The 25551-nt window shown below is 68.3% G+C and carries 21 protein-coding genes; 14 read left to right on the top strand and 7 right to left on the bottom strand.

Going from position 1 to position 25551, the window contains the following annotated elements:
- Positions 1-38: 38 nt before the first annotated feature.
- Positions 39-1082 carry an NrtA/SsuA/CpmA family ABC transporter substrate-binding protein gene (locus NA3_RS13940; protein ID WP_062963988.1) on the bottom strand — a complete coding sequence of 348 codons (1044 nt, stop codon included), beginning with the start codon at positions 1080-1082 and terminating at the stop codon, positions 39-41.
- Positions 1083-1364: 282 nt separating this feature from the next.
- Here NA3_RS13940 and NA3_RS13935 point away from each other — a divergent pair, with 282 nt between their 5' ends.
- Together NA3_RS13935 and NA3_RS13930 are read left to right on the top strand one after the other, a co-directional pair.
- A complete protein-coding gene (locus NA3_RS13935) occupies positions 1365-2111 on the top strand; it encodes an IclR family transcriptional regulator (protein WP_062963987.1) in 747 nt (248 codons plus the stop codon).
- A gap of 123 nt (positions 2112-2234) precedes the next feature.
- Positions 2235-3044 carry an alpha/beta fold hydrolase gene (locus tag NA3_RS13930; protein WP_062963986.1) on the top strand — a complete coding sequence of 270 codons (810 nt, stop codon included), beginning with the start codon at positions 2235-2237 and terminating at the stop codon, positions 3042-3044.
- Positions 3045-3047: 3 nt separating this feature from the next.
- On the opposite strand, the gene NA3_RS13925 is transcribed toward NA3_RS13930, so the two are convergent.
- Complete coding sequence (locus tag NA3_RS13925; protein ID WP_062963985.1) at positions 3048-4022, bottom strand: adenylate/guanylate cyclase domain-containing protein; 975 nt, start codon at positions 4020-4022, stop codon at positions 3048-3050.
- A gap of 134 nt (positions 4023-4156) precedes the next feature.
- Here NA3_RS13925 and NA3_RS13920 point away from each other — a divergent pair, with 134 nt between their 5' ends.
- Both NA3_RS13920 and NA3_RS13915 read left to right on the top strand, forming a co-directional pair.
- A complete protein-coding gene (locus NA3_RS13920; protein WP_062964055.1) occupies positions 4157-5008 on the top strand; it encodes a SigB/SigF/SigG family RNA polymerase sigma factor in 852 nt (283 codons plus the stop codon).
- Between the two features lie 129 nt (positions 5009-5137).
- The gene (locus NA3_RS13915; RefSeq protein WP_062963984.1) at positions 5138-5623 is read left to right on the top strand and encodes a sensor histidine kinase; all 486 of its coding nucleotides are present in this window, start codon (positions 5138-5140) and stop codon (positions 5621-5623) included.
- A gap of 22 nt (positions 5624-5645) precedes the next feature.
- On the opposite strand, the gene NA3_RS13910 is transcribed toward NA3_RS13915, so the two are convergent.
- The gene (locus tag NA3_RS13910) at positions 5646-6443 is read right to left on the bottom strand and encodes a hypothetical protein (RefSeq protein ID WP_062964054.1); all 798 of its coding nucleotides are present in this window, start codon (positions 6441-6443) and stop codon (positions 5646-5648) included.
- Positions 6444-6532: 89 nt separating this feature from the next.
- On the opposite strand from NA3_RS13910, the gene NA3_RS13905 reads away from it, so the two are divergent.
- The 4 genes from NA3_RS13905 (at position 6533) to NA3_RS13890 (ending at position 9666) form a co-directional block, all read left to right on the top strand.
- Positions 6533-7135, top strand: a complete 603-nt coding sequence (locus NA3_RS13905) for a DUF4232 domain-containing protein (protein WP_062963983.1) — start codon at positions 6533-6535, stop codon at positions 7133-7135.
- 157 nt (positions 7136-7292) lie between these two features.
- Positions 7293-8243, top strand: coding sequence for a hypothetical protein (locus tag NA3_RS13900; RefSeq protein WP_501193619.1), 951 nt, complete (start codon positions 7293-7295; stop codon positions 8241-8243).
- 21 nt (positions 8244-8264) lie between these two features.
- A complete protein-coding gene (locus tag NA3_RS36895) occupies positions 8265-8600 on the top strand; it encodes a hypothetical protein (protein WP_062963982.1) in 336 nt (111 codons plus the stop codon).
- A gap of 7 nt (positions 8601-8607) precedes the next feature.
- Positions 8608-9666, top strand: a complete 1059-nt coding sequence (locus NA3_RS13890; protein ID WP_062963981.1) for a glycoside hydrolase family 183 protein — start codon at positions 8608-8610, stop codon at positions 9664-9666.
- Between the two features lie 9 nt (positions 9667-9675).
- Here NA3_RS13890 and NA3_RS13885 read toward each other — a convergent pair whose 3' ends face one another.
- Complete coding sequence (locus tag NA3_RS13885) at positions 9676-10227, bottom strand: TetR/AcrR family transcriptional regulator (RefSeq protein WP_062963980.1); 552 nt, start codon at positions 10225-10227, stop codon at positions 9676-9678.
- Positions 10228-10390: 163 nt separating this feature from the next.
- Between NA3_RS13885 and NA3_RS13880 the strand changes: the two genes are divergently transcribed.
- The 5 genes from NA3_RS13880 (at position 10391) to NA3_RS13860 (ending at position 21871) form a co-directional block, all read left to right on the top strand.
- Positions 10391-11317, top strand: coding sequence for a ParB/RepB/Spo0J family partition protein (locus NA3_RS13880; RefSeq protein ID WP_062963979.1), 927 nt, complete (start codon positions 10391-10393; stop codon positions 11315-11317).
- Positions 11318-11360: 43 nt separating this feature from the next.
- A complete protein-coding gene (locus NA3_RS13875) occupies positions 11361-13604 on the top strand; it encodes an MMPL family transporter (protein WP_062963978.1) in 2244 nt (747 codons plus the stop codon).
- A 187-nt stretch (positions 13605-13791) separates the two neighbouring features.
- A complete protein-coding gene (locus NA3_RS13870; protein ID WP_063917478.1) occupies positions 13792-20103 on the top strand; it encodes a type I polyketide synthase in 6312 nt (2103 codons plus the stop codon).
- Positions 20100-21059 (top strand): AvrD family protein, encoded by a 960-nt coding sequence (locus NA3_RS13865; protein WP_062963977.1) that lies wholly within the window; start codon positions 20100-20102, stop codon positions 21057-21059. Before NA3_RS13870 ends, NA3_RS13865 begins: the two co-directional genes overlap by 4 nt.
- Before the next feature lie 32 nt (positions 21060-21091).
- Positions 21092-21871 (top strand): ATP/GTP-binding protein, encoded by a 780-nt coding sequence (locus tag NA3_RS13860; protein WP_062963976.1) that lies wholly within the window; start codon positions 21092-21094, stop codon positions 21869-21871.
- Positions 21872-21932: 61 nt separating this feature from the next.
- Here the strand turns inward: NA3_RS13860 and NA3_RS13855 are convergent, their stop codons facing one another.
- The 3 genes from NA3_RS13855 to NA3_RS36890 all read right to left on the bottom strand — a co-directional run bounded on the left by NA3_RS13855 (position 21933) and on the right by NA3_RS36890 (position 24771).
- Positions 21933-22892 carry a DUF5996 family protein gene (locus NA3_RS13855; RefSeq protein WP_062964053.1) on the bottom strand — a complete coding sequence of 320 codons (960 nt, stop codon included), beginning with the start codon at positions 22890-22892 and terminating at the stop codon, positions 21933-21935.
- 61 nt (positions 22893-22953) lie between these two features.
- Positions 22954-23799, bottom strand: coding sequence for an NmrA/HSCARG family protein (locus NA3_RS13850; protein ID WP_062964052.1), 846 nt, complete (start codon positions 23797-23799; stop codon positions 22954-22956).
- A 531-nt stretch (positions 23800-24330) separates the two neighbouring features.
- A complete protein-coding gene (locus NA3_RS36890) occupies positions 24331-24771 on the bottom strand; it encodes a hypothetical protein (RefSeq protein ID WP_128145341.1) in 441 nt (146 codons plus the stop codon).
- A 484-nt stretch (positions 24772-25255) separates the two neighbouring features.
- Between NA3_RS36890 and NA3_RS13840 the strand changes: the two genes are divergently transcribed.
- Positions 25256-25435 carry a hypothetical protein gene (locus tag NA3_RS13840; protein ID WP_128145340.1) on the top strand — a complete coding sequence of 60 codons (180 nt, stop codon included), beginning with the start codon at positions 25256-25258 and terminating at the stop codon, positions 25433-25435.
- The last annotated feature ends 116 nt before the right edge of the window (positions 25436-25551 follow it).

Raw genomic sequence — 25551 nt, 5'->3', positions numbered from 1 at the left:
GGCCCGCCGATGCGGCGGGAGCGACGACGGCGGTCATATCAACGGCCCGTCTTCAGCGCGGCCAGCTGGTCGGGGGTGAGCTTGGCCTTCAGGTCGTAGAAGATGTCGGCGGCGGTGATCGTGCGGCTGATTACGCCGTTACCGGCGAACAGGTCGACCACGTCGGCGAGGTCGGCGGCATCGGATTCGCGCGGCAGGCGCGGAACGGTGGCCTCGCTGTCCACCCGGATGGCATCGGCGAGCCGGGCGCCGGTCAGCGCGCGCGGGCCGGTCTGCTCGAAGACGTTCTCGAACGCGGACGGATTGTCGTGCTGCTGAACGGTCAGACCCTGCAGCACCTCCAGATATTTGGCGGCGACCTCCGGGCGCTTGTCGAGGATCTCGGTGCGGAAGACCACCACCGTGTTGTCCTTGGAGCCGATGCTCTGCTCGGTCGCGATCTCCACGCCGCCGTTGGCCTTGGCCTCCTGATAGGGCACCAGGAACGAGGCCCACGCGTCGACCTTGCCGGTGGCGAAGGCCGAGGCGGCATCCTTCTGCTGCAACGGAACTCGCGTCACCTGATCCGCCGGGACACCCGCCTGCGCCAGCGCCTTGAGCAGGATGTACTCGCCCTTACCGGCCGGATTCACCGCGACGCGCTTACCGGCCAGTTCGGCCACCGAGTGGATGCCCGATTCCTTGGTGGCGATGATGCCGCTCTGATCCTTTCCGGCCGGATCCTGCACCGCCACGATGCGAACCGCCACATCCTTCGACAGCGCACCCACCACCGGGCTGAACGCGGCCCCGGAGACGTCGAGTTGCTTGGTGTTGAACAGCTTCAGCATGGAGCTGAAACCCGGTGTGGTGTTGACCCATTCGACCTTGGCGCCCAGCGGAGCCAGCGCCTTGTCGAACGTGCCGTCCCGTTTGGCCACCGCGAGCGGGCCCGCGTTGCCCGGATCGGCCACCTTCAACACCAGCTGCGATCCGGAGCCCGATTCGGTCGCGGATCCGGAGCCACACGCCGCGACCAGAGCGACGACGGGGGCGAGCGCGAGCGCGAGTCGCCAACCGTGTGGCCTGCGCGTGCGGAACATCGTGGAGCACCTCTTCCGAATCGTGAACCGAAGTCGATTGATATCCAGCGACAGTAGGGACGGACGGGCCTCGTTACGAGGTAATGCTTTCCGAGGATCGGAAGGCTTGACGTGATGCCCGCGTCGGGTGTATTTCCGCCCCCGAATCCTTCGGAGCTGGTCAATCCCGCTGATTCCCGGGGATTTTCGCGCAGCGTGATCCGAATTCCGCGCCGGATCACTTTCCGGATAGTGGAATAGATCGGACGTCGACCGCCGCATTCCTGTGTTACGGTCCCCGGCGTGGAAGCCTCCGGAGTGCAGACCGTCACCCGCGCGCTGTCGGTCCTCGACTGTTTCCGCGACGGAGACGAGCACGGGGTCTCGGAAGTCGCCCGTCAGCAGGGACTCGCGGTCAGCACCGCGCACCGCCTGCTGACGGCACTGGTGCAGGCCGGCTTCCTGGAGAAGGACGAGGTCTCCAGTCGCTATCGGATGGGCGGCGCCCTGGCCGAATACGGTCAGATCGCCTACCGGCAGCACCGGATCTACCTGGCCGAACCCAGTCTGGAACAACTGGCGGCGACCACGGGCGCCAGTGCGTCGGTCGCGATCCGGCACAGCATCCACGCCGTCCTGCTCGGCACCAGCCGCTGGCGGGAAACCGACGGACACCGTCTGATGGGCGTCCGGTTGCCGCTGCACGCCAGTGCGCTGGGCAAAGCACTGCTCGCCTGGTCGGCCACCTCCGACGATTTCCTCGCCACCCTCACCTACGACGAGGGCACTGCCCGCTCGGTCTCCACACCGGCCGAACTCCGCGCCGAACTGGATCGCACCCTCGCTCGCGGCTATGCCTACAACGACGAGGAGCTCGACCCCGGCTTCCGGACCATCGGCCTGCCGATCCTCACCGGTACCGGGGACTGCCGCTTCGCCCTCGGTTTGCGCGGGCCGACCGAGCTGATGATTCCCGAACGGCTACCTCTGCTCGTCGAGCTGGCCAAGGTGACGGCGGCCGACATCGCCACCCGCTTCCGGGCCGGGTGAGCGGATCTTCCGGATCGGCTGCCGGTCCGCCCCGAGAGCGCTATCGTCGCTGCCAGGTCGCCTTTGCCCATTGGTTGCCGGTCGTGTGCGCATGCCCGCCGGCGCAGCGATGAAGGGACAGCCATGAGAATCACCCGTTTCGCGAAAGCCGTTTCCATCGTGGTCGCGCTGATCGCCGGTGTCGTCGTGGCGGCGGTCGGACCCGCGAGCGCGCAGACCATGCCGACGATCGTGCTGGTCCACGGCGCGTTCGCCGACAACACCAGCTGGGACGCCGTCGCCGGCGATTTGCGCGGGCGGGGCTACCCGGTCGTGGTGCCCGAAAATCCGCTGCGCGGACCGGCCTACGACGCCGCGGCGGTCGAGAAGACCGTCGCCGGAATCTCGGGCCCGGTGGTCCTGGTCGGCCACTCCTACGGCGGCGCGGTGATCACCAACATCCACAATCCGAACGTGCGGGCGCTGGTCTTCGTGGCGGCATTCGCGCCGGCGCAGGGCGAGCCGGTCGCCCTGGCGCTGGATCCGATCCGTTTCCCCGGTAGCCAACTACTGCCGCCCGCACTGCAGATGAAGGTTGTCGACGATTCGAGCAATGCCCTCGGCCGCAACATCGACGCCTACATCGCCGACGCGTCGTTCCATCAGGTATTCGCCCCCGACGTCAGCGATGCGACGGCGGCGACCATGCTCGCCCACCAGAAGTCCATCGCGGCGTCGGCGAATATCGAGCCGTCCGGGGCGCCCTCGTGGTCGAGCACGCCGAGCTGGTATCTGGTCTCCGCGAACGACACCGTGATCCCGCCCGCCGCGCAGCGGTGGCTGGCGGGCCGGATCGGCGCGCACACCAGTGAGGTGCAGGCGTCGCACGTCGCGCTCGTCTCGCAGCCCGCCGTGGTGGCCGATGTCATCGCGTCGGCGGCCGCGGCGACATGATCCTCAGCGCCTGCGCTGGCGCTCGCGGAGCACATGCGAACGCAGACGGGAGAATCCCTTGACGCGCACACTGCGCAGGTGGCGCAGGGAGAAGTCGGTGTCGCCGGCCAGGGCCGCGGCCGCGCCGTCGTCGACGAGAACCGTTCCCGGACGGGCGACACCGGTGAGCCGGGCCGCGGTGTTGACCACCGTGCCGTAGAGATCGCCGAAACGGGTCAGCACGGGCCCGTAGGCCAGGCCCACCCGGATCTGGGGCATCTCCGAAATCGTCTGTGCCGCACGGCCGATCGCCACATGCAGGGCCAGCGCGATGCGCGCGCCGCGATGCGGATCGTCGACGGCGAACATCACCTCGTCGCCGACGTTCTTGATCACCCAGCCGCCGTGGGCGGTGATCGCCTCGGTGGTGGCGGTTTCGAACGCTTCCAGCAGATCGGTCAGCTCGTCGGGGTCGAGGTGCCGCGACAGCCGGGTGTAGCCGGCCATATCGGCGAATCCGACGAGCAATTGCCGTGCGGCGCCGTCGGATTCGAGAGAGCGGCTCAGCGCCGCGGCAAGATGCCGCCGCCAGGCGTACTGCTGCAGGTCGGTGAGCACCTCGATGGCGTGGGTGGTGGCCTCGGCGTCGGTGCCGGCGCCGAGTTCGCGGGTGATCAGGTCCGCTTGCCATTCGGCCAGGCGCGCCATCGACTGCCCGAGGGTGCGGGCCGCGGCAATCTGGTTCTGCTCGTTGACATTCGAGGCCGGGCCCAAGGCGCAGAAGGTGCGCACCGCGGCGACGTCGGCGTCGGTGAACGCCGCCTCCTCGTCGCTGGCCGCGGCCGGGAAGCCCAATGCGATCCACAGTTTGCGGGCGCTGTCGACCGAGACCCCGGACAACTCGGCGACCTGAGCGCGGGTGTAGCGGCGGGGACCACCGAGAAGAGTTTTTTCGACCACCGCGTCGACCACGTCGGCCGACTCACCAGACTCGCTCACCCGGCAAGTACAGCACACGCGGGACGGGTGCCGCCGCCGTCGTGCGGACGGATTCGACCGAAATTTCTTGTTTGATCGTCCGAGCCGCGGATACCCAGGGCGGCATGGTTCCTACGGAAGCTGCGGAGACGATCATGAGCACCGATACCACTGCTGCCTCGCCCCGTTCCGCGACCGCTCGCGACGACGGTGGCCGCAATTCCTATGACGGAATCGAAGATTCCTTCCGCGCGCTGGCCGAACTCGACGCCGACGACCCGCGCCGGGCCCGGTTGCGGGAGCAGATCATCGCCGACTGCATGCCGCTGGCCGCCCACATCGCCCGCCGATACGAAGGCCGCGGCCAATCGCGGGAGGATCTGCAACAGGTCGCCAATCTCGCGCTGGTGTTGTCGGTGGATCGTTACGACGTGTCCCGGGGCGCACCGTTCCTGGGCTTCGCCGTGCCGACGATCATGGGGGAGGTGCGGCGTTATTTCCGCGACAGCGGGTGGGCGGTGAAGGTGCCGCGCCGGATGAAGGAGCTGCGCGCCCGCATCTCCCAGCACAGCCTGGTGCTGTCACAGCAACTCGGTCGCGAGCCCAGCAGCCATGAACTCGCCCGCGCCCTCGACATCCCGGTCGAGGATGTCGTGCAGGCCACCGTCGCGGCCAACAGCTATCTGTGCGACTCGCTCGACGAAACCCAGTCCGCCGAGAGCGACAGCCCCACGCCGCTGGGCGCCCGGCTGGCGGTCGAGGAACCGCGGTACGAGCTCACCGAGGATGCCATCACGGTGAAACCGCTGATCGAAGCCCTGCCCGAGCAGGAACGCAAGATCTTGATCCAGCGCTTCTACGAGAACAAGACCCAGTCCGAGATCGCTGCGCTGCACGGCATCTCGCAGATGCAGGTCTCGCGGATCCTCAGCCGGGTTCTCGGTGGTTTGCGTGACCAGGCGCTCGCCGAACCGGCGCGTCCTCGGCACCTGCGCGCGGTGGCGTGACCGGCGCGCCGGCATCGAATTTGCCGGTTCCGTACTCGAATGTCCGGAACTGCGGCCATTATTGGAGGCGTATCGACTCTAGACCGCAGGGTCGGTTCGTTTTCTCGGCAAGAGAGGTCCAGCCGATCGATGGCTGATACTCCAGCGGTCACCACCGCCACCCGCGCCCTCGGCGCTCCCGGACTGTTGCTGCGGATCGACGAGGTGATCCGCCGCCACGTCGGCCACACCATGCTCCGCATCGTCACCGCGGTCACCGGGCCGGTGCACGCGGTCCCCGATTATCTGACCCTGCACGCCGAAGCGGTCGTCGACGAGGCCGTGCGCCACATCGTCGCCCACCCCGGCGCAGAGGCTGTCGTCGTCACCGCGTCGGTCACGAACAGGGTGACAGTGCTCGTGGAAGCCACCGGTCCGGTCGGCCCGCTCCTGCCTTCGCTGCGCGGATCGACCGCACGGGCGCGGTTGCTGGGCGGGCGCTGCTATATCGAACCTAGCGGTCGCCTCGTCTGGTCGGTTCCGCTGCCCGCGGCCGAGGACCACGCCCGTCCGCCCGCCGGCCCGACGCGCCGGCCGATGCTCCGGGCTCCGCTGCGACGTGTCGGTGCGCAGTGACCCGGAGGCGTCGCAGCCGGCCCTAGGCGAAGTTCGCCGTGATCCAGTCGGCCGCGGCCGTCGTCCAGGTCACGGTGGTGCCCGGCATGGTGTGGGCCGGATACAACACGTGCTGGCCGTCGGGATACGGAGTGAGATAACCGATCACGCCGTTCACGGCGGTGGCGAAGCGTTGCAGGTTGGCCACCGGATTCGACATCAGGAACTCCAGCAGCTGCGCGAAGATGAGATAGCTCGCGTTGCCGAAACGCGCGCCCTCGACGAACGAGAACGGCGAGATGCCCACGTCGATGATGCGAAGCGGCGAGTCGGCCGGAGAGGCGGTGATGATGTCGCCCGGGTTGGCGTATTCCCGGGTGGCGACCGCGGCGGGCCAGGTGCCGTGCTGTCCGTGCAGGCCGTATGTCGTGGGCGGGCACAGGTTGTTCACCGAATCGCCCGTCTTGCGCAGCGGGTTGGCGATGAAGACGGCGAAGGCGATCTCGAGCGGGCTGCCGTCGGTGTTGGTGTACTCACCCGAGGCCACCCCTTCGAGTATCCGGCCGGCGCAGATGCCGCCGAGCGAATAGCTCAGCAGCGCACAGACATTCGGCGACTGCTGGATCGCCTCGACGCCCGCGGCGATGCCCAGCCGGACCGAGGTGTCCAGCGACGGCCCCCACAGATTCGGATCCGGCCCGACCGAGGCGGGCCAGTCGGGTTCGAAGAAGCTGAAGCTGTCGGTCGAGAGCAGATCGGTGACCGCGGCCAGCATGCCCGCGGGGCTGCCGTCCGCGTTCCGGGGCTCTCCGGTTCCTCGCAACGTGATGATGTCGATCATCGGGTTCTCCTTGCCCGCGACGAACTTCGACGGATCTTCCACGGTAGGCCCCGAACCGAGTACGGTCGGGTGTTGTGAAAAGAAGGCGGATGGCGTGGTGGTCGCTCACCGCGGCCGCGGCTGTGACCGTCGCGGGCTGCGGATCGGACCAGTCGGCGCCGGACACTCCGAATACGAGCGCGGCCCCGGCCTTACACGTGGGTTCGATACCTTCCGACGATGGTACCCCGCCCACTCGCGCTGCGAATGCCGTTGCGCCACAATGCCGCACATCCGATCTCGCGGCCGCGCTGGGACCCTCGAACGCCGCCGCCGGAACTGTCGCGTTTCCGATCGTGTTCACCAACAACGGCTCCGGCACGTGTGTCGTCGAGGGTTTCCCGGGCGTCTCCTACGCCACCGGCCCTGACAGCGCACCCGTCGGCGCGCCGGCCGCCCGCGAGGGAACCGCGTCCGGCCCGGTCTCGCTGGCGCCCGGTGCTCAGGCGTCGGCGCTGGTGTTCGCGGTCGACGTGCACAACATCCCGGCCGAGCAGTGCGGGCCCGTCGACGTGCCGGGACTGCGAATCTACCCGCCCGACAACACCGCATCGCTGTATCTCGACCGTGCGGCGACGGCGTGCGGTAACGGGCAAATGACTACGCACCAGCTGCGGGTGCGCGCCCTCGTACCGGGCGCCGAGGGGCGGTAATTCGATCTTCGGCGGGTTTCGTTGGGGGACCGCCGATTACGACGCGGTCACGAGAACCGCACTATCGATGACGAGACAGGCGTAGCCTCGGACAATGAGATAGCCACCCACTCGAAACCCGGTCCTGCCGAGGACCGGTCGACTCTTGGAGGGGAATATGGTCGATTCCCTTTTCGCCGACGTGTCCGAGTTCCAAGTGCCGGTCGACGACTCTTACCCGTATCAGATCTTCTCGTTCCGTTCCAACGACGGGACCTATCAGGACCACAACTTCTACTCGAACTATTCCTGGGCGGCCCGGGCCGCCGATTCCGGACGTATCGCCTGCTTCATCGTCTACTTCTACTGGCGGCCGAACTGGCTCGATACCGTCGACACCCACCGGAGCATGGTCGGTCAGGCGGGTGGCCCGCATCCGAAGATGATCGCGATGATCGATGTGGAATCGGGTGGCAACCCCGGCGGGGACCAATCGGACGGAATCAACCGCGCGTACTGGCGGCTGGCCGACTGGCTCGGCTCGACCCGGCGGGTCATCGGCTACGCCAACCGCCCCGACTTCGACAGTATGTGGCCGGTGCGCCCCGACGGCCTCAACATGATCGGCGCCGGCTACGGCAGCAACCCCAATCTGCCGGGCCAGATCGCGCACCAGTACACCGACGGTCAGGGCTACGGCGGCGGCCTGCCCGAGGGCGCCCCGCCCTTCGGCAACTGCGATATGAACTCCGCCGACGGCTTCTCGCCCGAGGATTTCGCCAATCAGGTCGGGGTCGGCACGGTGGCACCGGATCCGGTGACCGACATGTGGATTCAGTTCATGGGCATCGGCGGCAACGGCTGGCCGCAGCTGGCCGGTCACACGCTCGTCGACGGTGTCGCCAGCGTGGGGCAGACCCTCGGCCTGCCGGGCTTCGCGGCGCCGCCGGGCCCCACCCAGGTGCCGCTGCCGCGTGACTCCGACGGCCGCATTCGTGACGAGTGGATCCAGATGCGCGGACTGCAGGGCACCGGCTGGCCACAGCTGGGTGGCTGGTCCCTGGTCGACGCCATCGCGGCCATCGGGCAGAAACTCGATATCCCCGGCTTCCAGCCCCCCAACCCGTAACGCCCCCGACGGAGTATTCGCATGCCGACAATCGCCAGTACGAACGGCCGCTTCTTCGTGATCACCGACTGCGTGCCCGAGGTACGGGCGGCGGCGACCGCCGCCGCCGCGGGTGGCACCCTGGCCGCCCTCACCACCGCCACGGCCGCCGAGATCGCGTTCCCGGAAGGGGCTTTCGCCGACGTGGCAGCCTGTGCCACCCCACAGGCCGGGCCGACGGCCTGGTTCGCCACCTTCAACGGCGGGGTCCCCGTCGGCTGTGTCTATGCCATCGACTTGACCACCGGGCAGGTGTGTACCGAGAACGCCAACCGAGCCGCGGCATGGACCCGATTCGTGCTCGCCGCCCCGGCATGAGCCGGCGATGGCGACGCACTGGGGGACTCCGCTCACCGGGTTCGCCGGAAGTACCGCGAGACAATTCGGGGTAGGCGGCTCGGATCTCGGAATCCCGTACAACCGGGAACATTTCGCACCGGGCGGGTCGGGATTCGTCTTCGGTGACACGTTCACCGGTGACAGTCAGGGGTCCGGCACGTGGCTCGGCTCGCCGGTGTTGCTGTTCAGCTCGAGCCTCCCGGACGCCACCACCACCTTTTCCGCGACCCCCGGTGGCGCCCCGCACGCGCGCCAGGCCCTCACCTACACCCACAACGCCGACAACGGCTACGGCGTCGAGGTCAGCCGCATTCCCAACGACGCGTTCGTCGATCCGAACGGCCGGACCTGGCTGACCTACACCAGCGTGCACGACTGGAGCGTCGCCGACGACCGATACGGCGCGCTGTTCTGTGGCCTGGCCTACTCCGACGACGACGGCGCGACCTGGACCGATTACGCGGCCGTCTGGCCCAACGACGGCAGCGACGGCTACGGCGGCTGGAGTCCGTTCATGATGCAGTCCTTCGCCGGCATCGGGAACAACAACGGCGACGGCTATCTGTACATCGTCTCGAAGGAGTGGGGGCGCAGCCACAATCGCAACGGCCCGATCCTGATGCGCGTGCCGTGGCAGCAGATCGCCGTCCGCGCCGACTACGAATATTGGGGCTACAACGGTTCGGCCTGGCAGTGGGGCAATACCACTCCCACGCCGCTGTTCGGCGGTATGGGCCCGATCGGCGAGCTGAGCGTGAAGAACATCGCCGGGACGTGGGTGATGTCCTACTTCGACGTCGCCGGCGCCTGTATCTCGACCCGCACCGCACCGGCCATCGACCGCGTCTGGACGGCGCCGAAACGACAGATCGTCGCCTCCGCACCGTGGTGGCAGTTCTGGGTCCGTACCTTCCCGCAACTCTACGGCGGCTACATCCACCCTCGGTCGAGCTCACTCACCGACATCACTCTCTATGTCTCCCAATGGAATACCACCACGAACAGTCCGTACTGGGTGATGCAGTTCGACGGCATCACCCCGTAGCCGCCGAGGTCAGCGCGGCGGGCGACCGGCGAGCATCGCCTTCGCCGCGGCGCGCAGGTCGGCGCGCGGGGCGCGGATGTCGAGCTCGGCGATGCAGATCTCGCGCACCATCGCGACCTTCAACATCGACGCGGCGTCCGGATCGGACCAGCCGACCGCGACCATATCGGGCCGGCTGGCGGCGAGGAACCCCTCGCGCCGCTGGGCGATCTCGGTGCGCAGGCCGGGATCCGACTGCGCCTGCAGCATGAAGGCCTCGGTGCCGCAGCTGTGCAGGCACGCATCGAGGAAGGCGTCGACGCTGACCGCGATCCGGTCCGGACCCGGCGGCATCCCCCGGATCGCCTCCGCCACGCGCGCGCTGATGAGCGTGAAGAACTGGCGATACAGCGCCACCAGGTAGGTGTGACGGTTGGGGAAGTGCCGGTAGAAGGTGCCTTTGGCCATGCCGGCCTCCTCGACCACGGCGTTGATCGAAAGGCGCTGTAGTCCTTCGCGTTCGGCGACGACCATGCCGGCGGTGAGCAGGGTGGCGCGGCCGGATTCGGCGACGACTGTCATGGCGAGGGCACTCCTGGAGCGTTCTGTTCGGAAAGTCTAGTCGTGATCATCCGGCGCGCCTACGCTGTGACCGATCGGTCGGCCCGGCACCGGGTTTCGAACGGCCGGTTGCGGTCATCGGTGACCGGTCCCGTTCCGGACGAACTTTCTTTTGGGGGCTGGAATGTCCGCTCAGCGTAAAGCGAACGTCGGCGCAGTGGTGCCGCTGACATCCGATGCGTGTTATCGAGTCGAATTGCAGCGGCTGCTGCCGGCGGATTCGCCGCGTTCCACCGGTGAGGATCGCCGCCATATCGTGCGGCTGGCCGAAAGCGAGTCGCAGTGGCCGCCGATCCTGGTCCACCGCGCGACCATGCGGGTGATCGACGGCATGCACCGCGTCCATGCGGCGCGGATGAAGGGCATGACCCATATCGAGGTGTTGTTCTTCGACGGCAGCGCCGCGGAGGCGTTCCTGCGCGGCGTCGAATCCAATGTGGTGCACGGGCTTCCGCTGACGCTGCCGGACCGGAAGGCGGCCGCGGAGCGCATCCTGGAATCGATGCCCGAATTGTCCGATCGTACCATTGCCACGAGCACCGGATTGTCGTCGAAGACGGTGGCGCGCATCAGATTGCGTTCGACCGGGGAAATTCCGCACTCGAACATCCGCATCGGCGCCGACGGCCGTACCCGGCCGCTGGATTCGTCCCGGCGACGCCAGCAGGTGATCGAATTGCTCACGGCCTCACCGGATATGCCGCTGCGCGCGCTGGCGGCCGCCGCCGACGTGTCGGTCAGCACCGCGCACGCGATCCGGAAGAAGATGCGCGAGCGGCTCTGCCCGGACGGCGGTACCGCCGAAGGGCCCGATACGAATGCGCTGCTGCTGCAGAAACTCACCCGTGACCCCGCCATGCGGGCGAGCCAGCAGGGGCGAGATCTGTTGCGCTGGTTGCATTCCCATTCCATGAACCGCAAGATGTGGCCACGCGTGGCCGAAGCGGTGCCGCCGCATCTGGCCGCGACCGTCGCGGAGCTGGCCAGCCGCAACGCGCGGGAGTGGCGTGCGTTCGCGGACCGGATCCAGTCCTCCGACACCGCCATCTGAGCACTCCGCATCCGTTTCGTCGTACTCCCGAGAGGTTCGGCACATGCTGTCCACCGTCGCCGCCTTCGCCACCCGACACGCCCGCGCGGTACTCGCGGCATGCCTGCTGGTCGGCATCGTCAGCATCGCCTTCGGCGCCACCGCCCCGACGCATCTGAAGACGGGCGGGTTCTCACCGCCCGAGACCGAATCGGCGCGCGTGTCGTCCTTCCTGGGCGACGAATTCCCCTCGGCCGCGCCGAATGTGGTCCTGCTGGTGCGCGCGCCCGGTGGAGTCGAGTCCGCGGCGGCGCGGACGGCCGGTGAACGCGTGGTCGCGCAGCTGCACGCCGACCATCACGTCGACGCCGTGCAGTCCTATTGGCAGCTGGCGCCGGATCTGCGCTCGGCACTGCGCAGCGGCGACGGCCGGGAGGCGCTGGTGCTCGCGCACGTCGCGGGAGACGACACCACCGCGCCGCAGCGCGCGGGCGCGCTCGCCGACCGGGTCGGCGGCGACTACGACGGTGTGACGGTGCTCGCGGGCGGTCAGGCCGTGGCGCTGAATCAGATGAGTGAGCAGGTGGTGAAGGATCTGATCGTCACCGAGGCGATCGCGGTCCCGTTGACCGGACTGGCGCTGATCATCGTCTTCGGCAGCGTGGTCGCCGCGGCGATACCACTGGCGGTGGGCCTGTTCACCATCGCGGTCACGCTGCCGCTGCTACGCATCCTCGCCGAATTCGGCGACGTGTCGATCTTCGCGCTGAACATGATGAGCGCCCTCGGTTTCGCCGTGGCGATCGACTCGAGCCTGTTCGTGGTGAGCAGATTCCGCGAGGAACGCGCGGCCGGTCTCGACACCGGTGCGGCGGTCGCGCGCACGGCGCGGACCGCGGGGCGCACGGTCCTGTTCTCCGGTGCGGTCGTGGGGCTTTCGCTGTGCACGTTGCTGGTGTTCCCGCTGTATTTCCTGCGGTCGCTGGCCTTCGCGGGGCTGTCGGTGCTGGCCGCCGCCGTGGTCACGACTCTGCTGCTGGTTCCGGCCGCGCTGGCGGTGACCGCGCCGCACCTGCACCGGTTCGATCTGCGGGTTCCGTTGCGGCGCTGGGCTCGCCGGCCCGCCCCGAGCGTCGTGCCCCCGGAGCCGGCCGACACCCGGTGGTATCGGGTGGTGCGGGCGGTGATGCGCCGGCCGGTGCTGTCCGCGGTGGCGGTGGTGGCGCTGTTGCTGGTATTGGGCACGCCCGCCCTGTCGATGCGATTCGGCTCCGCCGACGACCGGGTGCTGCACGGTGCGTCCAGTCACGAGGTCGGTGACGCGTTGCGCGGCGACTTCCGTGAGGACGCGATGGCGGCGGTGACCGTGGCGTTGCCCGGCTACGGTGTCGTCTCACCCGAGCTGGAGCACTATGCCGCCAATCTCTCCCGGGTCGAGGGCGTGACTTCGGTGTTGTCCGCCTCGGGGGTCTTCGCCGAAGGAACCCGGGTCGCGGCGGCGCCGGACGGGATGAGTGCCCCGGCCGGAACCTATCTGCGCGTCGGCACCGAGGCCGACCCGTCCACGCCGGCGGGCAACGATCTGTTGCACCGGATTCGCGACGTCGCGCCGCCGAGCCCGGCGCTCTACGGCGGCGCCGCGGCCGAGAACGCGGATTCGGTGCACGCGTTGACCTCTCGGCTGCCGCTCGCGCTGGGCCTGATCGCCGTGTCGACCTTGCTCGTGCTCCTGGCTTTCACCGGCAGCATATGGCTTCCGGTGAAGGCGCTGTTGCTGAATACGCTGTCGCTGTCGGCGACTTTCGGTGCGATGGTCTGGATTTTTCAAGAAGGTCATCTGTCGGCAATATTCGGTGTCACGCCTACCGGATTTCTGGTTCCGACGATGCCCGTTCTCATGTTCTGTCTGGCCTTCGGCGTTTCGATGGATTACGAAGTATTTCTGCTCTCCCGAATTCGGGAGGAATGGAGTGTGACCGGAGACAACACCCGGTCGGTCGCGATCGGCGTGGCTCGAACGGCCCGCATTTTCACCGCCGCCGCACTGCTGATGACGATCGCCTTCGCGGGGATGGTGACCTCGCACGTTTCCTTTATTCAGCTGTTCGGCCTGGGATTGGCGCTCGCGGTACTCAGCGATGCCACCCTCATCCGCGGCATCCTGGTCCCGGCCCTCATGCGACTGATGGGCGCGGCCAACTGGTGGGGACCGCGATGGCTGCGGCGGTCGCCGGCCGGTCTGGAGGGCGGGCCGGAACCGGATTCCCGGACCCGCCCGGGACCCGACCCCGTTCCCGTACAGAATTGACCGAAAGAAAATGCGCGAGGCGCCGGTGGGTACCGGCGCCTCGCGCATTTGTGTGCGTTCGGAATTCGTTGACCGCGTCGAATCGCACACCATAGGCTGCACGCATCCGGTACAGGTGTCCGGAATCTGGACAACGCCGCGGTTCGTCCCGAACGAATCAGGGCACTGTTCACAGCCAGGAGTGACAATGGTCGACATTGCGATAGTAGGTATCGGCTGCCGTTTTCCCGGTGGCATTTCCGATCCGAAAGGTTATTGGGATTTCCTGCTCGGGCGCGGAGACGGAATCGTGGATATTCCGCCGGACCGGTGGAGCATCGACAAGTACTACGACCCGGATCCGGACGCACCCGGCCGGATGTACACCCGCCGAGGCGGATTCCTCACCCAGCCGCTGTGGGACTTCGACGCCGATTTCTTCGGCATCGCGCACCGCGAAGCCGCGATCCTCGATCCGCAGCAGCGGTTGCTGCTGGAGGTCACCTGGGAGGCGCTCGACGACGCCGGCATGGCCGGGCGGGTGTCCGGCGGCCGGGTCGGGGTCTATGTCGGCGGCTTCATCCTCGACAACGCGCTCGGGCGCAGCGGTCCGCTGGTGCGGTCGGCGATCAACAACCACACCGCGATGAGCGCGTCGCACACGCTGTTGTCCAATCGGATCTCCTATCTCCTGGATCTGCACGGGCCGAGCCTGACCGTCGACACCGCGTGCTCGTCGTCGCTGGTGGCCACTCATCTGGCGGTGCGGGCGATCGTCGCCGGAGAGTGCGAGACGGCGATCGTCGGCGGGGCCAACGCGATGTTGCAGCCGGAAACCTTCATCTCCATGTGCAAGGGCCGGTTCCTGTCGGTCGACGGCCGCTGCAAGACGTTCGAGGCCGGCGCCGACGGCTACGGCCGGGCCGAAGGGGCCGGCGCCGTGGTGCTCAAGACGGTCGATGCCGCCGTACAGGACAAGGACCGGATCTACGCGGTGATCCGCGCGACCGGCGTCAATCAGGACGGCCGCACGATGGCCATTCCGGTGCCGAATCCCGTTGCCCAGCAACAACTCGCCGCCCAGGTGCGCGAGGAGTCCGGCATCGCGGCCCGCGACATCGGCTATCTCGAGGCACACGGCACCGGCACCGCGGTGGGCGACCCGATCGAGATGAAGGCGCTCGGCCAGGTCTACGGAGCCGTCGACGGCCGGACCGCGGCGGTGCCGGTCGGATCGGTGAAGAGCAACTTCGGCCACACCGAGGCCGCGGCGGGGGTGGCGAGCCTGATCAAGGCCGCGCTGACCCTGCACCACGGCACCGTCGCGCCGCACTTCTCGCTGTCGAACCCCAACCCGGAGATCGCGTTCGACGAATGGCGCCTGCGGGTGCCGCTCGACAGCGAGCCGCTGCCGGGTATCCCCGGGCAGCGGGCGGTCGCGGTCAACGGATTCGGCTACGGCGGCACCAACGCCCACGTGATTCTGACCGAGGCCCCGGCCCCGGCCGCACCTGCCGAACGAGTCGACGTACCGCAGATCGCGCCACTGTCGGGCCGCTCCGAGGCCGCGGTGCGCGAGACCGCGGCCGAGCTGGCTCGAACCCTGGGCGACGACACCGTCGATTCGGTGACGGCGGCGCTGTGGACCCGGCGCGCGCACCATTCGCTGCGAACCGGCTTCGTCTACCGCGATGCCGAGGATCTGCGTAACCAGTTGCACGACTTCGCATCCGGTGCGGGCAAGGCACCCGCCCGTGCGGTCGGCGACGGTTCGGTCGAGCCGGTGTTCGTCTACAGCGGTATGGGCCCGCAGTGGTGGGGGATGGGCCGCGAACTGCTCACCGCCGACACCACCTTCGCCCGCGTGGCCCGCGAGATCGACGCGGAATTCACCGCGGTGGCGGGCTGGTCGATTCTCGCGGAAATGCTTGCCGACGAACAGGATTCGAAGGTCACACAGACCGCTGTCGCCCAACCGGCGAACTTCCTGCTGCAGGTGGCCTGTACCGCCGAGCTCGCCGAGTACGGGGTGCGTCCGGCCGTGGTCGTCGGTCACAGCGTCGGCGAGGTCGCCGCGGCGTACGTGTCGGGCGCGCTGTCGCTGCGCGATGCGGTCCTGGTCAGCTATCACCGTTCCCGGTTGCAGGCCACCACCGCCGGAACCGGGGGCATGCTCGCGGTCGGCATGCCCGAGGCGGATGTGCGGACCTTGCTGGCCGACAGCCCCGGCATCTCGATCGCGGCGGTGAACAGCCCGAGCGCGGTCACCCTCGCCGGCGACAGCGCCGATCTGGAGATGCTGCGCGATATGCTCTCGGCGACAGGGACTTTCGCGCGGATGCTGCGCGTGGAGGTGCCCTATCACAGTCATTTGATGGATCCGATCCTGGCGGATCTGACCGATGCGCTGGCGGAGCTGGCTCCGGGCGCGGCCACCGTGCCGAGCTATTCGACGGTCACCGCCGACGCGCTCGAGGGCACCGCCTGGACGGGTGCCTACTGGTGCCGCAACGTGCGCGAACCCGTGCGGTTCGCCGACGCGATATCGAGCCTGCTCGATGCCGGGCATCGGGTCTTCGTCGAGGTCGGGCCGCATCCGGTGCTCAGCGGCAATATTCGCGAGCTGCTGATCCACCGCGGCGTGGTCGGTGCGGCGGTGAGCACCCTGTCGCGTGACCGCGACGACCGCCGCCACCTCCTGCAGGCGGTGGCGGACCTGTATGTCGCCGGTTCGCTCGACGGCACCCGGATCCCCGGCCGGCCGCAGGCGAGGTCGCCGTATGTCGCGCTGCCGAGCTACCCGTGGCAGCGCAAGCGGCTGTGGCACGACGAGCCGATCACGACACGGGACAAGCTGGGCGCCGCGCACAGTCCCGCGCTGCTGGGGGAGTCCACGGCCGGCGCCGGATCGGAATGGGAGGTGCAGCTGTCGGTTTCGCGACTGCCGTGGCTTCCGGATCATGTCGTCGACGGGCATGTGGTGCTGCCCGGGGCGGCCTACCTCGACGCGGCCCTGAGCGCGGCGGCCGAGCGGACGGGCCGCACCCGGATCGGACTCGAGGACATCGAATTCGTCGCGCCGCTGGTCATCGATGAGCACGACGTCCCGGTGTTGCGGGTCACGGTGGAGGAGAGCACGCGGCGTTTCACCGTTCACTCACGCCCGGGCGCGGCCGAGGTCTGGACCCGCAACGCGGTCGGACGGCTCGTCGAGACCGATTTCGACACGGCGGTCGAACCGTTCGGCGCGCCCGAGGGGGCGACCGTGGTGGCCGGCGCCGACCTGTACGCGGGCCTGGCCGCGCGCGGCCTCGACTACGGCCCGGCGTTCCAGCGCATCGTCTCCGCGGTCATCGGCGGAGACACCGTGCTGGCGAGCGTCACCGGCGATGCGCCCGCGAACGCGGACCACGCGCATCTGGCCCATCCCGCGGTGGTGGACGCGGCGTTGCAGTGCGTCGCCGCGCTGGCCGCCGACAGCGGTCCCGACGCGGGCGCGATCGTCCCCGCCTCCGTCGGCACCGTTCGTCTGCTGGCGCCGCTGCCGCAGCGGCCCCGGGTGGTCGTCACGCGGCGCGGCGTCGATCCCTTGTGCGCCGATATCACCATCGTCGACGAGGACGGTGCGGTGTCGATGCGGATGAGCGGAGTGGAGTTCCGCCCGGTGTCGGTGATGCCCGATGTGGTCCATCACCTGGGTGGGGTGTTCTACCAGCAGGTGTGGGAAGAGGTCGACCGCGGCGAATTGCCTTCGGCGACAGCGGAGCTGGTCGTGATCGGCATCGGCGCCGACACCGCCGATCGGGTGGCCGCCCTGGCCGGTGCGGACGCGGGCACGAGCGTGGTGCTCGCCGATGTGGACGAGATCGACGAGGAGCGGCTGCGGGCGGCGCTCACTTCCGCGTCGGGTCCCCGGCACGTCGCGGTGGTGGCCTGCGGTGAGGCACCCGCCGACGGCACCGTCTACGCCCTCGCGCGGATCGCGGCGGCGGTGGAAGCGCTGCTCGCCGAGGACGATTCGACCGATCTGCGGTGCGTGGTGGTCACCGAGCACGCCTTGTGCACCCCGTCCGATACGGCCACTCGTCCCGAACACGGGGCGCTGGTCGGGGCGCGGCGGGCGCTGCTCAACGAGCAGCCGGCGGCCGGATGGCGTCTGCTGGACCTGGACGAGGCGGGCTGGAACGACGGCCGCGCATTGGTTTTCGCCGACGATCTCGGTGACGAGATCGCGGTGCGCGCGGGCACCGCCTGGGCCGTGCGGATCGCGCAGAATCTGGACGAGTGTCTGCGGCAGCGTGATACGGCCCGGCCGCTCACCGATCCGGAGGCCGGATTCGAGGCCGAGATCCCGCGGTCGCGGCTGCTGTCGGATCTCGCGCTGCGCGAAACCGCCCGGCGCGCCCCCGGACCCCGCGAGGTCGAACTGCGGATGGACGCCGTCGGTCTCAACTACAAGGACGCGATGAAGGTCCTGGGCGTGCTGACCGAGAAGGAACTCGGCGACACCTACTTCGGCATGACCGTCGGTATGGAGGGGTCGGGTGTGGTGACCCGGGTCGGCGCGGATGTCGACGAGGTCAGCGTGGGTGCTCGGATGATGGTGTGCGCGGGCGACATCCTGCGCCGCTATGTGACCATGCCGGTCGATGCGGGCGCCTCGCTTCCGCATCGGCTCGCCCCCGGTGAGAACTACGATCCGCTCACCTGCGGTTCCGGATTGCCGTATCTGACAGCGGAATTCGGTCTGCGGACGCTGGCGCGGCTGCAACCCGGTGAGACGGTGCTCGTGCACGGCGCGGCCGGGGGCATGGGTATGGCCGCGGTGCAGGTCGCCCAGCACATCGGGGCACGCGTCATCGGTACCGCCAGTACCGAGGCGCGGCGCGATCAGGTGCGGCAGCTGGGCGTCGAGGACGTCCTGAACTCGCGGTCCGCGGGATTCGCCGACGAGATCGCGGCATTGACCGGCGGTCGCGGAGTCGATGTGGTCTACAGTTCGGCACCGGGTGAGATTCTGCGCCAGAACTTCCGGGTCGCCGCGGAATTCGGCCGGATCGTCGATATCGGCAAGGCCGACATCTACGGCGGCGGTGTGATCGACCTGGCCCCGTTCGACCGCAACCTGACCTTCTTCGCGGTCGATATGGACCGCGCGCTCGCCCATGATCCGGAAATTCTGCGGGCTCCGCTGCGGATCGCGCAGCAGCGGCTACAGGACGGCACCTACCGTTATCTGCCCTATACGGCCTATCCGGCCTCGCAATTGCCGGCCGCGTTCGAAAGTGTCGCGCGTTCACAGCATGTGGGTCGCGTGGTGGTCGATATGCGTGAGCCGGAGCCGGCGGTGCGGCCACCGCTCGGGCATCCGGTGATCGACCCGGACGGGGCGTATCTGGTCACCGGCGGATTCGGTGGATTCGGACTGGCCACCGCTCGCTGGCTGGCCCGCTCGGGGGCGCGAAGGCTGGTGCTGGCAGGCCGGCACGGCGCCGTCACGCCGCAGGCCGTCGCCCAGGTGGCGGCGTTCACCGAGGCCGGCATCGAGGTCGTGGAGGAACGCCTGGACATCGCCGACTACGCCGCGACCGTCGCACTGCTGCAACGCATTCGAGGCACGGCGCCGCTGCGGGGCATCTTCCACGCCGCCGGTGTCGTGGACAATCTGCCGATCCCGCAGATCACTCGCGACTCGCTGAGCGGTCTGTTCACCAAGGTGCGTGGCGCCTACAACCTGGACCGCGCGCTCACCGCGACCGGGATCGAGCCCGACATGTTCGTGCTCTACTCCTCGATCAGCGCGCTGGGTTGCATCACGCCGCAGGTCGGTTATGCGGCGGCCAATGCCGCGCTCGACGGTCTGGCCGCGAGCCGGCGCGGGCGTGGTGCCGCGGCGCTGTCGGTGAACTGGGGCTTCATGGCCGGTGGCGGTATGGCCGACGGTAGTGAGGCGCTCGTCGGGTACGTCAAGATGCTGGGCTTCCGTCCGATCGATATGGATCGGGCGACGGCGTTGCTCGCCGAATGCCTTGCGCTGGACACCGGGCAGGTCGCGGTCGCCGATATCGACTGGGGTGTGTGGGCGAGCGGCGCCCGGCCCTCGGTCGAGACCCGGCGCTTCCGGCAGTTGCTGGCCGATGCCGGCGTCGGCGGTGAGGGGCAGGGCAGTCTGCGCGGCGAGGTGATGGCCCTGCCGCCCGAGCAGCGCGCCGATTTCGCGGCCCGCCAGCTCGCCGAGCAGTTGGCGGTGGTCCTCGGCGTCCCCGTCGAAACGGTCGATATCGATGAACCGGTCACCAACGTGGGAATGGATTCGCTCATGGCCATGGAATTCGGCGCTCGTGCCGAGAAGTCACTGGAAGTGAAGATCTCCGCGCTGGAACTCGGTCGCGGACTGTCGTTGCGCGGCATCGCGGCCCGGGTGGTGGAGCGGTTCGGCGAGAGCTCCGGGAGCGAACCGGTGGCCACCGTCGTCGCCGGTCCGGCCGACGACCCCGAGGACGAGGCGGATGCGGCATGAGTACCGGACAGATCGCCTACCCCGATATCGACACGGTGCTCGGAGACCGGACCGGCCGGTTCTTCGGTGAGGGCTACAAGCGCATCGGCCACGAGATCTTCGACATCACCGTCGATCCCCGGCCGGACGGGCCGAAACTGTCCGCCGTCGCCGGGGTGCGCTACCCGCTGGACTGGTCGCAGAAGAGCACCCGGGTGCTGACCCCGCACCTGAGCAGCATCGACTGTTCGATCTTCGGCTACCGGCTGCTGGCGGTGATCTTGCGTGAGTGCGGTGTGAGCGATGCCGACATCAGCCGGTGCTGGATGCCCTTCGTGCAATTCAGCAGCGGCACGGTCGCCACCGAGAATCTGGACCGGTTCCCGATCGAGGCGGCGGTCACGGGCAGCACGGCGAATTCCTTGACCATTGCCGGATCGTTCGGCAGCACAATGGCATTGGAGGCGGTCGTGGCGCTGCCCACCCCTCCGAGGTTTCCGGCGCCGGGTCCGGCGCGGAGGGTGGCCGAGCCGGTGGGTGGCTACTCGCACGGGCCGGTCTACGGGCGCAGTCAATACCTGCGCGATATCCGCCTCGACGGCGAGGGGACGTGTGCGAGTGCGGAATTCGCTCTCTCGCTGGGTGATTCGGGCGCGGCCGGCACCGGGGTCGCCGATTTCTACCAGCCCTCGATCACCTTGGTCGACGCCACGGTGATCCTGGCGCAACTCTCGCAGGTCGTGCTGTACGAGCTGGACAATATCGCCCGCAAGGACAGTGAGACGTTGTGGATGCGCCGGATGACCGCGCGGGCGGAGGCGCCACCGCCGCCGTACACCCCGGGTTCGGCCACCACGCGGATGGCGCGCTCGATGATTCTGGGATTCGGCGGGGGCAAGTGGCGGATCTCGAATTGGGAGTCGGAGTTCGCCGGCTGCTCGATCCGCTACGACCTCGCCCATCAGCTACCGGCCTGAATCTCGACAATCCTTCTCTCGAAAGGCTTTCCATGTCCGGAACACACTATCGACGCATCGTCGTCTCCGGCACGTACTCCACCGGCAAGACGACCACGTCCACCGCGCTGGCGTTGCTCACCGGCATCCCGCGGGTCGATGCCTCCTCGGCTCGTGAGGTGGTGACCGAATTCTTCCCCGGGATGCGCTTCCAGGATCTGAGCACCACCGAACTGATGGCGCTGGGCTTCCGCCGCCTCGAATTGCGCATCGAGGCGGAGACCCTGCTCGAGGCGCAGGGCAACGGTTTCATCGCCGACGGATCGGTGCTCAACGAATGGGTCTACGGCGCGACCCGCCTGATCACCGGCCCGAATCCGGGGTCCACCCGCTTCCACAAGATCGTCAAGAACACGGTGACCCTGCCCGGCCGCCCGTTCTTCCGGCGCTACCTGGACGCCTACGGCGAGATGGCGCGCCAGCGCGCCCGCAAGGGCTACGACATCTTCTTCCACCTTCCGGTGGAGGTGCCGATGGATCCCGACGGACATCGCCCGGTGGACGAGCGCTATCGCGCGATCTCCGACAGCAAACTGCTGCACACCATCAGCGAGCTGGGGGCGCCGGTGGTGACGGTGCGCGGCACACCCGAACAGCGGCTCGAACAGATCGTGAAGGTGCTCGACATCCCGACCGTCATGGATATCGATGTGGCGGTGAAAGAGGCGGTCGAGTTCGTCCGCACCAGCCGGGAACGGGTCCAGGAGATGATCATCTCCCAGGCGCAACCGCACACCCTGGGACGCAAGCTCCGCTTCGCGGTCCGGGTGTAGCGCGTCGACACCGCGGCCGGCTCGCATCCGTGCGAGCCGGCCGCGGTGTCTTTCGCGTCCGTCAGCGCAGGGCCCAGGGGGCCGCCGCTCGCTTCTCGGACCACCGATGCGGATCGCATTCGAGCTCGGCGCGATCCCACCGGCCCAATTCCGCTGCCGCGGCGTAGGTTTCGCGCAGAAAGGCCGCCACCACGGCGTTCGGATCCTCCGCCGTCCGCACCGTTTCGTACGGGAGGACGAATTCCCCCAGCGCGGCGTCGTAGCCCGCCCCTGGAACCTGCAGCTGCCGCTCGCGGTAGCCCTCCGGTTCGGGATACGCGTAGGCGTAGAACGCGCCTTCCTCGCCGCCGCCGGGCCAGAATCCGCAACTGCTGAGTTCGCGGGAATAACCTTCCACCATGACCCAATCGGCGCAGTGCGGCGCACCGCCGCCGTGTTCCGGCGCAGTTCGCCCCGAAAACCGGGTATAGGCCAGATCCATTGCGCCCCAGAAGAAATGCACCGGACTGGACTTGCCGATATAGCCGGACCGGAACTCGTCGAGCGCGCGATTCGCATGCACGAGCTGCCGCCAGAACGCCCGTGCGGACTCCGGATCGTAGGAGGCGTGCCGGGTGTCCTCGGCGAAGGGGATGGACGGGTCGACCTCGTTGGGCCGTCCTTGAATCCGCGTATGCAGCCCCAGCTCGTCGAGCGCCCGCATCGTTTCGGCGTAGAACTGCGCCACCGACTTGGGCTCCAGCGCCACACTGCGCATATCGCCGGTGTCGGCGCGGATCACCAACCGATCCGCGAGAAAGTCGAATTCGATATCGAACAGCCGATCACCGTAAGGAATCGCCGGCGTCATCAGCCCCCGCGGACTCACGACGAGCGTCACCTGCCACCAATGATTCAACAACGGCGCATGCGCGAGCCGAACCTTCCCCACCACCTGCATCCACATATGCAGCGTCTCCCGCGTATCCGCCCACTCCGCGACCCGCAACCGCGGCCACGCGGTGGAATTCGTTCCCGGCATATCGGTGGTCCCTTCGTTGTCGATGTCGATTCGCGTCACGGATTGCGGGGAGAGTCCGCCGTCACCGCGGGAAGGTCCGTAGCGCCCAGTCACGAAACGACGTCCACTCGACCTCGGGCGTCGCGCGATGCAGGGCCTCGATGTCGACGCGGTAGCCGCCGGTATCGAGGAACGCCCACATGGCGTGCATATCCGGATTGCCGATGGCGTCGAGCGACGTCTGCCGATGAACGACGGGCCGGCCCAGCGCGTCACCGATGGCGGCGGCCATATCGGCGGGTGTGGGGGCGTCGCCGGCCAGTTCGACGCGCTCGCCGAGATAGCGGTCCGGCTCACGCAGGACATGAGCGACGAACTGCCCGAGATCTTCTCGCGCGAGCTGCTGTAGCGGGCGATCGGAAGGGATGGGTAGCTCCAGCACACCGTCGAGAAGCTCCCGGCGGCCACCGAGCGCGTTGTCGAAGAAATACGTCGGTGCGACGACGGTCGCCGGCAGACCACTGGCCGTGAGTTCCTGCTCGATCACCGCTTTGCTCTCGAAATGCGGAATCATCGTGTTCTGATCCGCCGACGCCACGGAACTGAACACCAGATGCGCCACCCCCGCATCGCCGGCCGCCCCGATGATCGCCCGCCCCTGCCGGACCTCCGCATCGACACCCGCCTCGAACGGTGTGGTCAGCGCGAACACACCCGCGACATTCGCCATCGCCGCCGCCAGCGCGGCCCGATCGTCCAGCGACCCGCCCACGAGTTCCACACCGCGCTGACCGAGCCGCTGCGCCCCACGGCTCTGCGGATCGCGCACCATCGCGCGCACCGCCACCCCGCCCGCCAGCAATGCGTCGGCAACAGCGCCGCCTTGTCCCCCCGTGGCTCCGAGTACCAGTACTGGAGGATGTGTCACGGCACTCCAATCCATCAAGTGGTCAGAAGTACCGCCAGGCTACGTCAGCGCAATCGAGAGTGGCGCTCGTTCACGGTGATGCCCCAGACCCGGTTCGGGCGCCGAGTAGCATCGTGGCGGGGAAGCCACCGCGGGTCGATCGGCGGGGAATTATCCGTACGTCGAATTCCGTCCACGCTTCACCGGTGCCCGAGGTGATCCGTGCCTACATGCGGGCTCACGGGTTGACCAAGCACGAGGAAATGGCACGTGTATCGGGCGTGGACCGGACGTTGGTGTCGAAGTACCTCACCGGTGCCCGGGACTGCCGAGATGTCCTGCAGCTGAGGCATTTTGCTCAGGCGATGGATCTTCCTCCGGAGACTTTCGGGCTCATGGAGCTCGCACAGGTAGCTGTTGGTGGCGTGGTTGTTCAGACCAGGGGCGAGGTGGCTGGTGGGGGTTCTCGTACCCGCAGTGCGTCGGCGGGTTTTCCCGACAATTTCCGCGTTCCTCGCCGCACACTTCGCCGAGCGCGCCCGTCACGTCGTGCTATGGGCAGTCCGCGCCAGGAACGACTTCGTAAGTTCCTCCCAGATCGGCGTCCGGTGCGGCGCCATCCTTGCCGACAGCGATGTGCCCGTTCGCCAAGCGCTTACCGAACTTCTCCGGGTTCGGGCTGTAGCACTCGATCCGTACCCGGTATCCGCCCTCGGGCAGGTCGACTCTGTGGCGCATAGTCTGGGCAACCCTGTTGTATATCTGCAGCAGGTCGACCGGTTTTGCAGTCGAAGTCGTCACATCGATCTCGTTGCCGATGATTCCGACGTTGTAGGACGGGACCTCGGACGAGGCCGGGGTGAAAGTCGGCGCTGCGCTCGTGGCCGACGAAGACTCGGTGGGTGCGCTGTCGGTTCCGGAACATGAGGTGAGGACCGCAGCTGCCGTAGCGCCGACGAGAACAGCATGCCGAGCACGGGCAGGGGCGACCATGGTCCGATCATGCCACCTCGTATCCGGATCGCCGATGCTGGGAAACTACACTCGCCCACGGCCTCGGGTTGCTCGGAATCGCCGCGCCGGAGCGGATGTGAGTGGCCGCGACCGCTGGGAGTCACACCGGGCTCGGCGGTCACGACAGGCCGCAGTCGGGCGTGCACCACACTTCCGCGGTGACGGCGCCGGAGTCGGCGGTGCAGAGCCATGCGATGGTGGCGGCGACCACGTAGGGATGGCGACCACAGGCTGGGGACTACGTAGGAACGCACTGCGTAGGAAAAGTACGTAGTTCTACGGTCGCCTGTCGCCCGCGCGGAAGGAAGTCTGGACGGGAGTCAGGCCGTCACTACCGCTCGGGGACGAAGATGAACGCAGAGAATCGGCAGCGGCGCTGCGGTGACAGCGCGACCTCGGCCCTCCTTCCGGTGCCGTGCTGAGGCCCGGCTGGGCAGCGAACGCCGTGCACAACGATGTGCACGTGCGTATCTGGCTGGGCGGAAGGGCCTTCGACTACCGGACCGCCGCGGCGGCGGTGGACAACATCGTCCGGGACTGGCGGCGCAAGCGCTGGTGCACGCTCGAAGTCGTTCTCGGCACGATCGACGGACGCCTCCCGGAGACCCGATTGCCGAACGAGCGGCTATTCCTCGGACCGTAAAGAGCGGCGTCGGCATGGGCTTCGCGGGGTGAAGATGACAACCGCGCCCGAATTGCCGGACCACCGGTACGGCGGGAATCGGAACGACACGCGCGCCTTTTCCGGCTTTCGCGTCT

It is taken from the genome of Nocardia africana NBRC 100379 (assembly GCF_001612635.1).
Classification (GTDB): domain Bacteria; phylum Actinomycetota; class Actinomycetes; order Mycobacteriales; family Mycobacteriaceae; genus Nocardia; species Nocardia africana.
The sequence above is the reverse complement of the archived record's forward strand: the minus strand, read 5'-3'. Positions and strand labels throughout refer to the sequence as shown.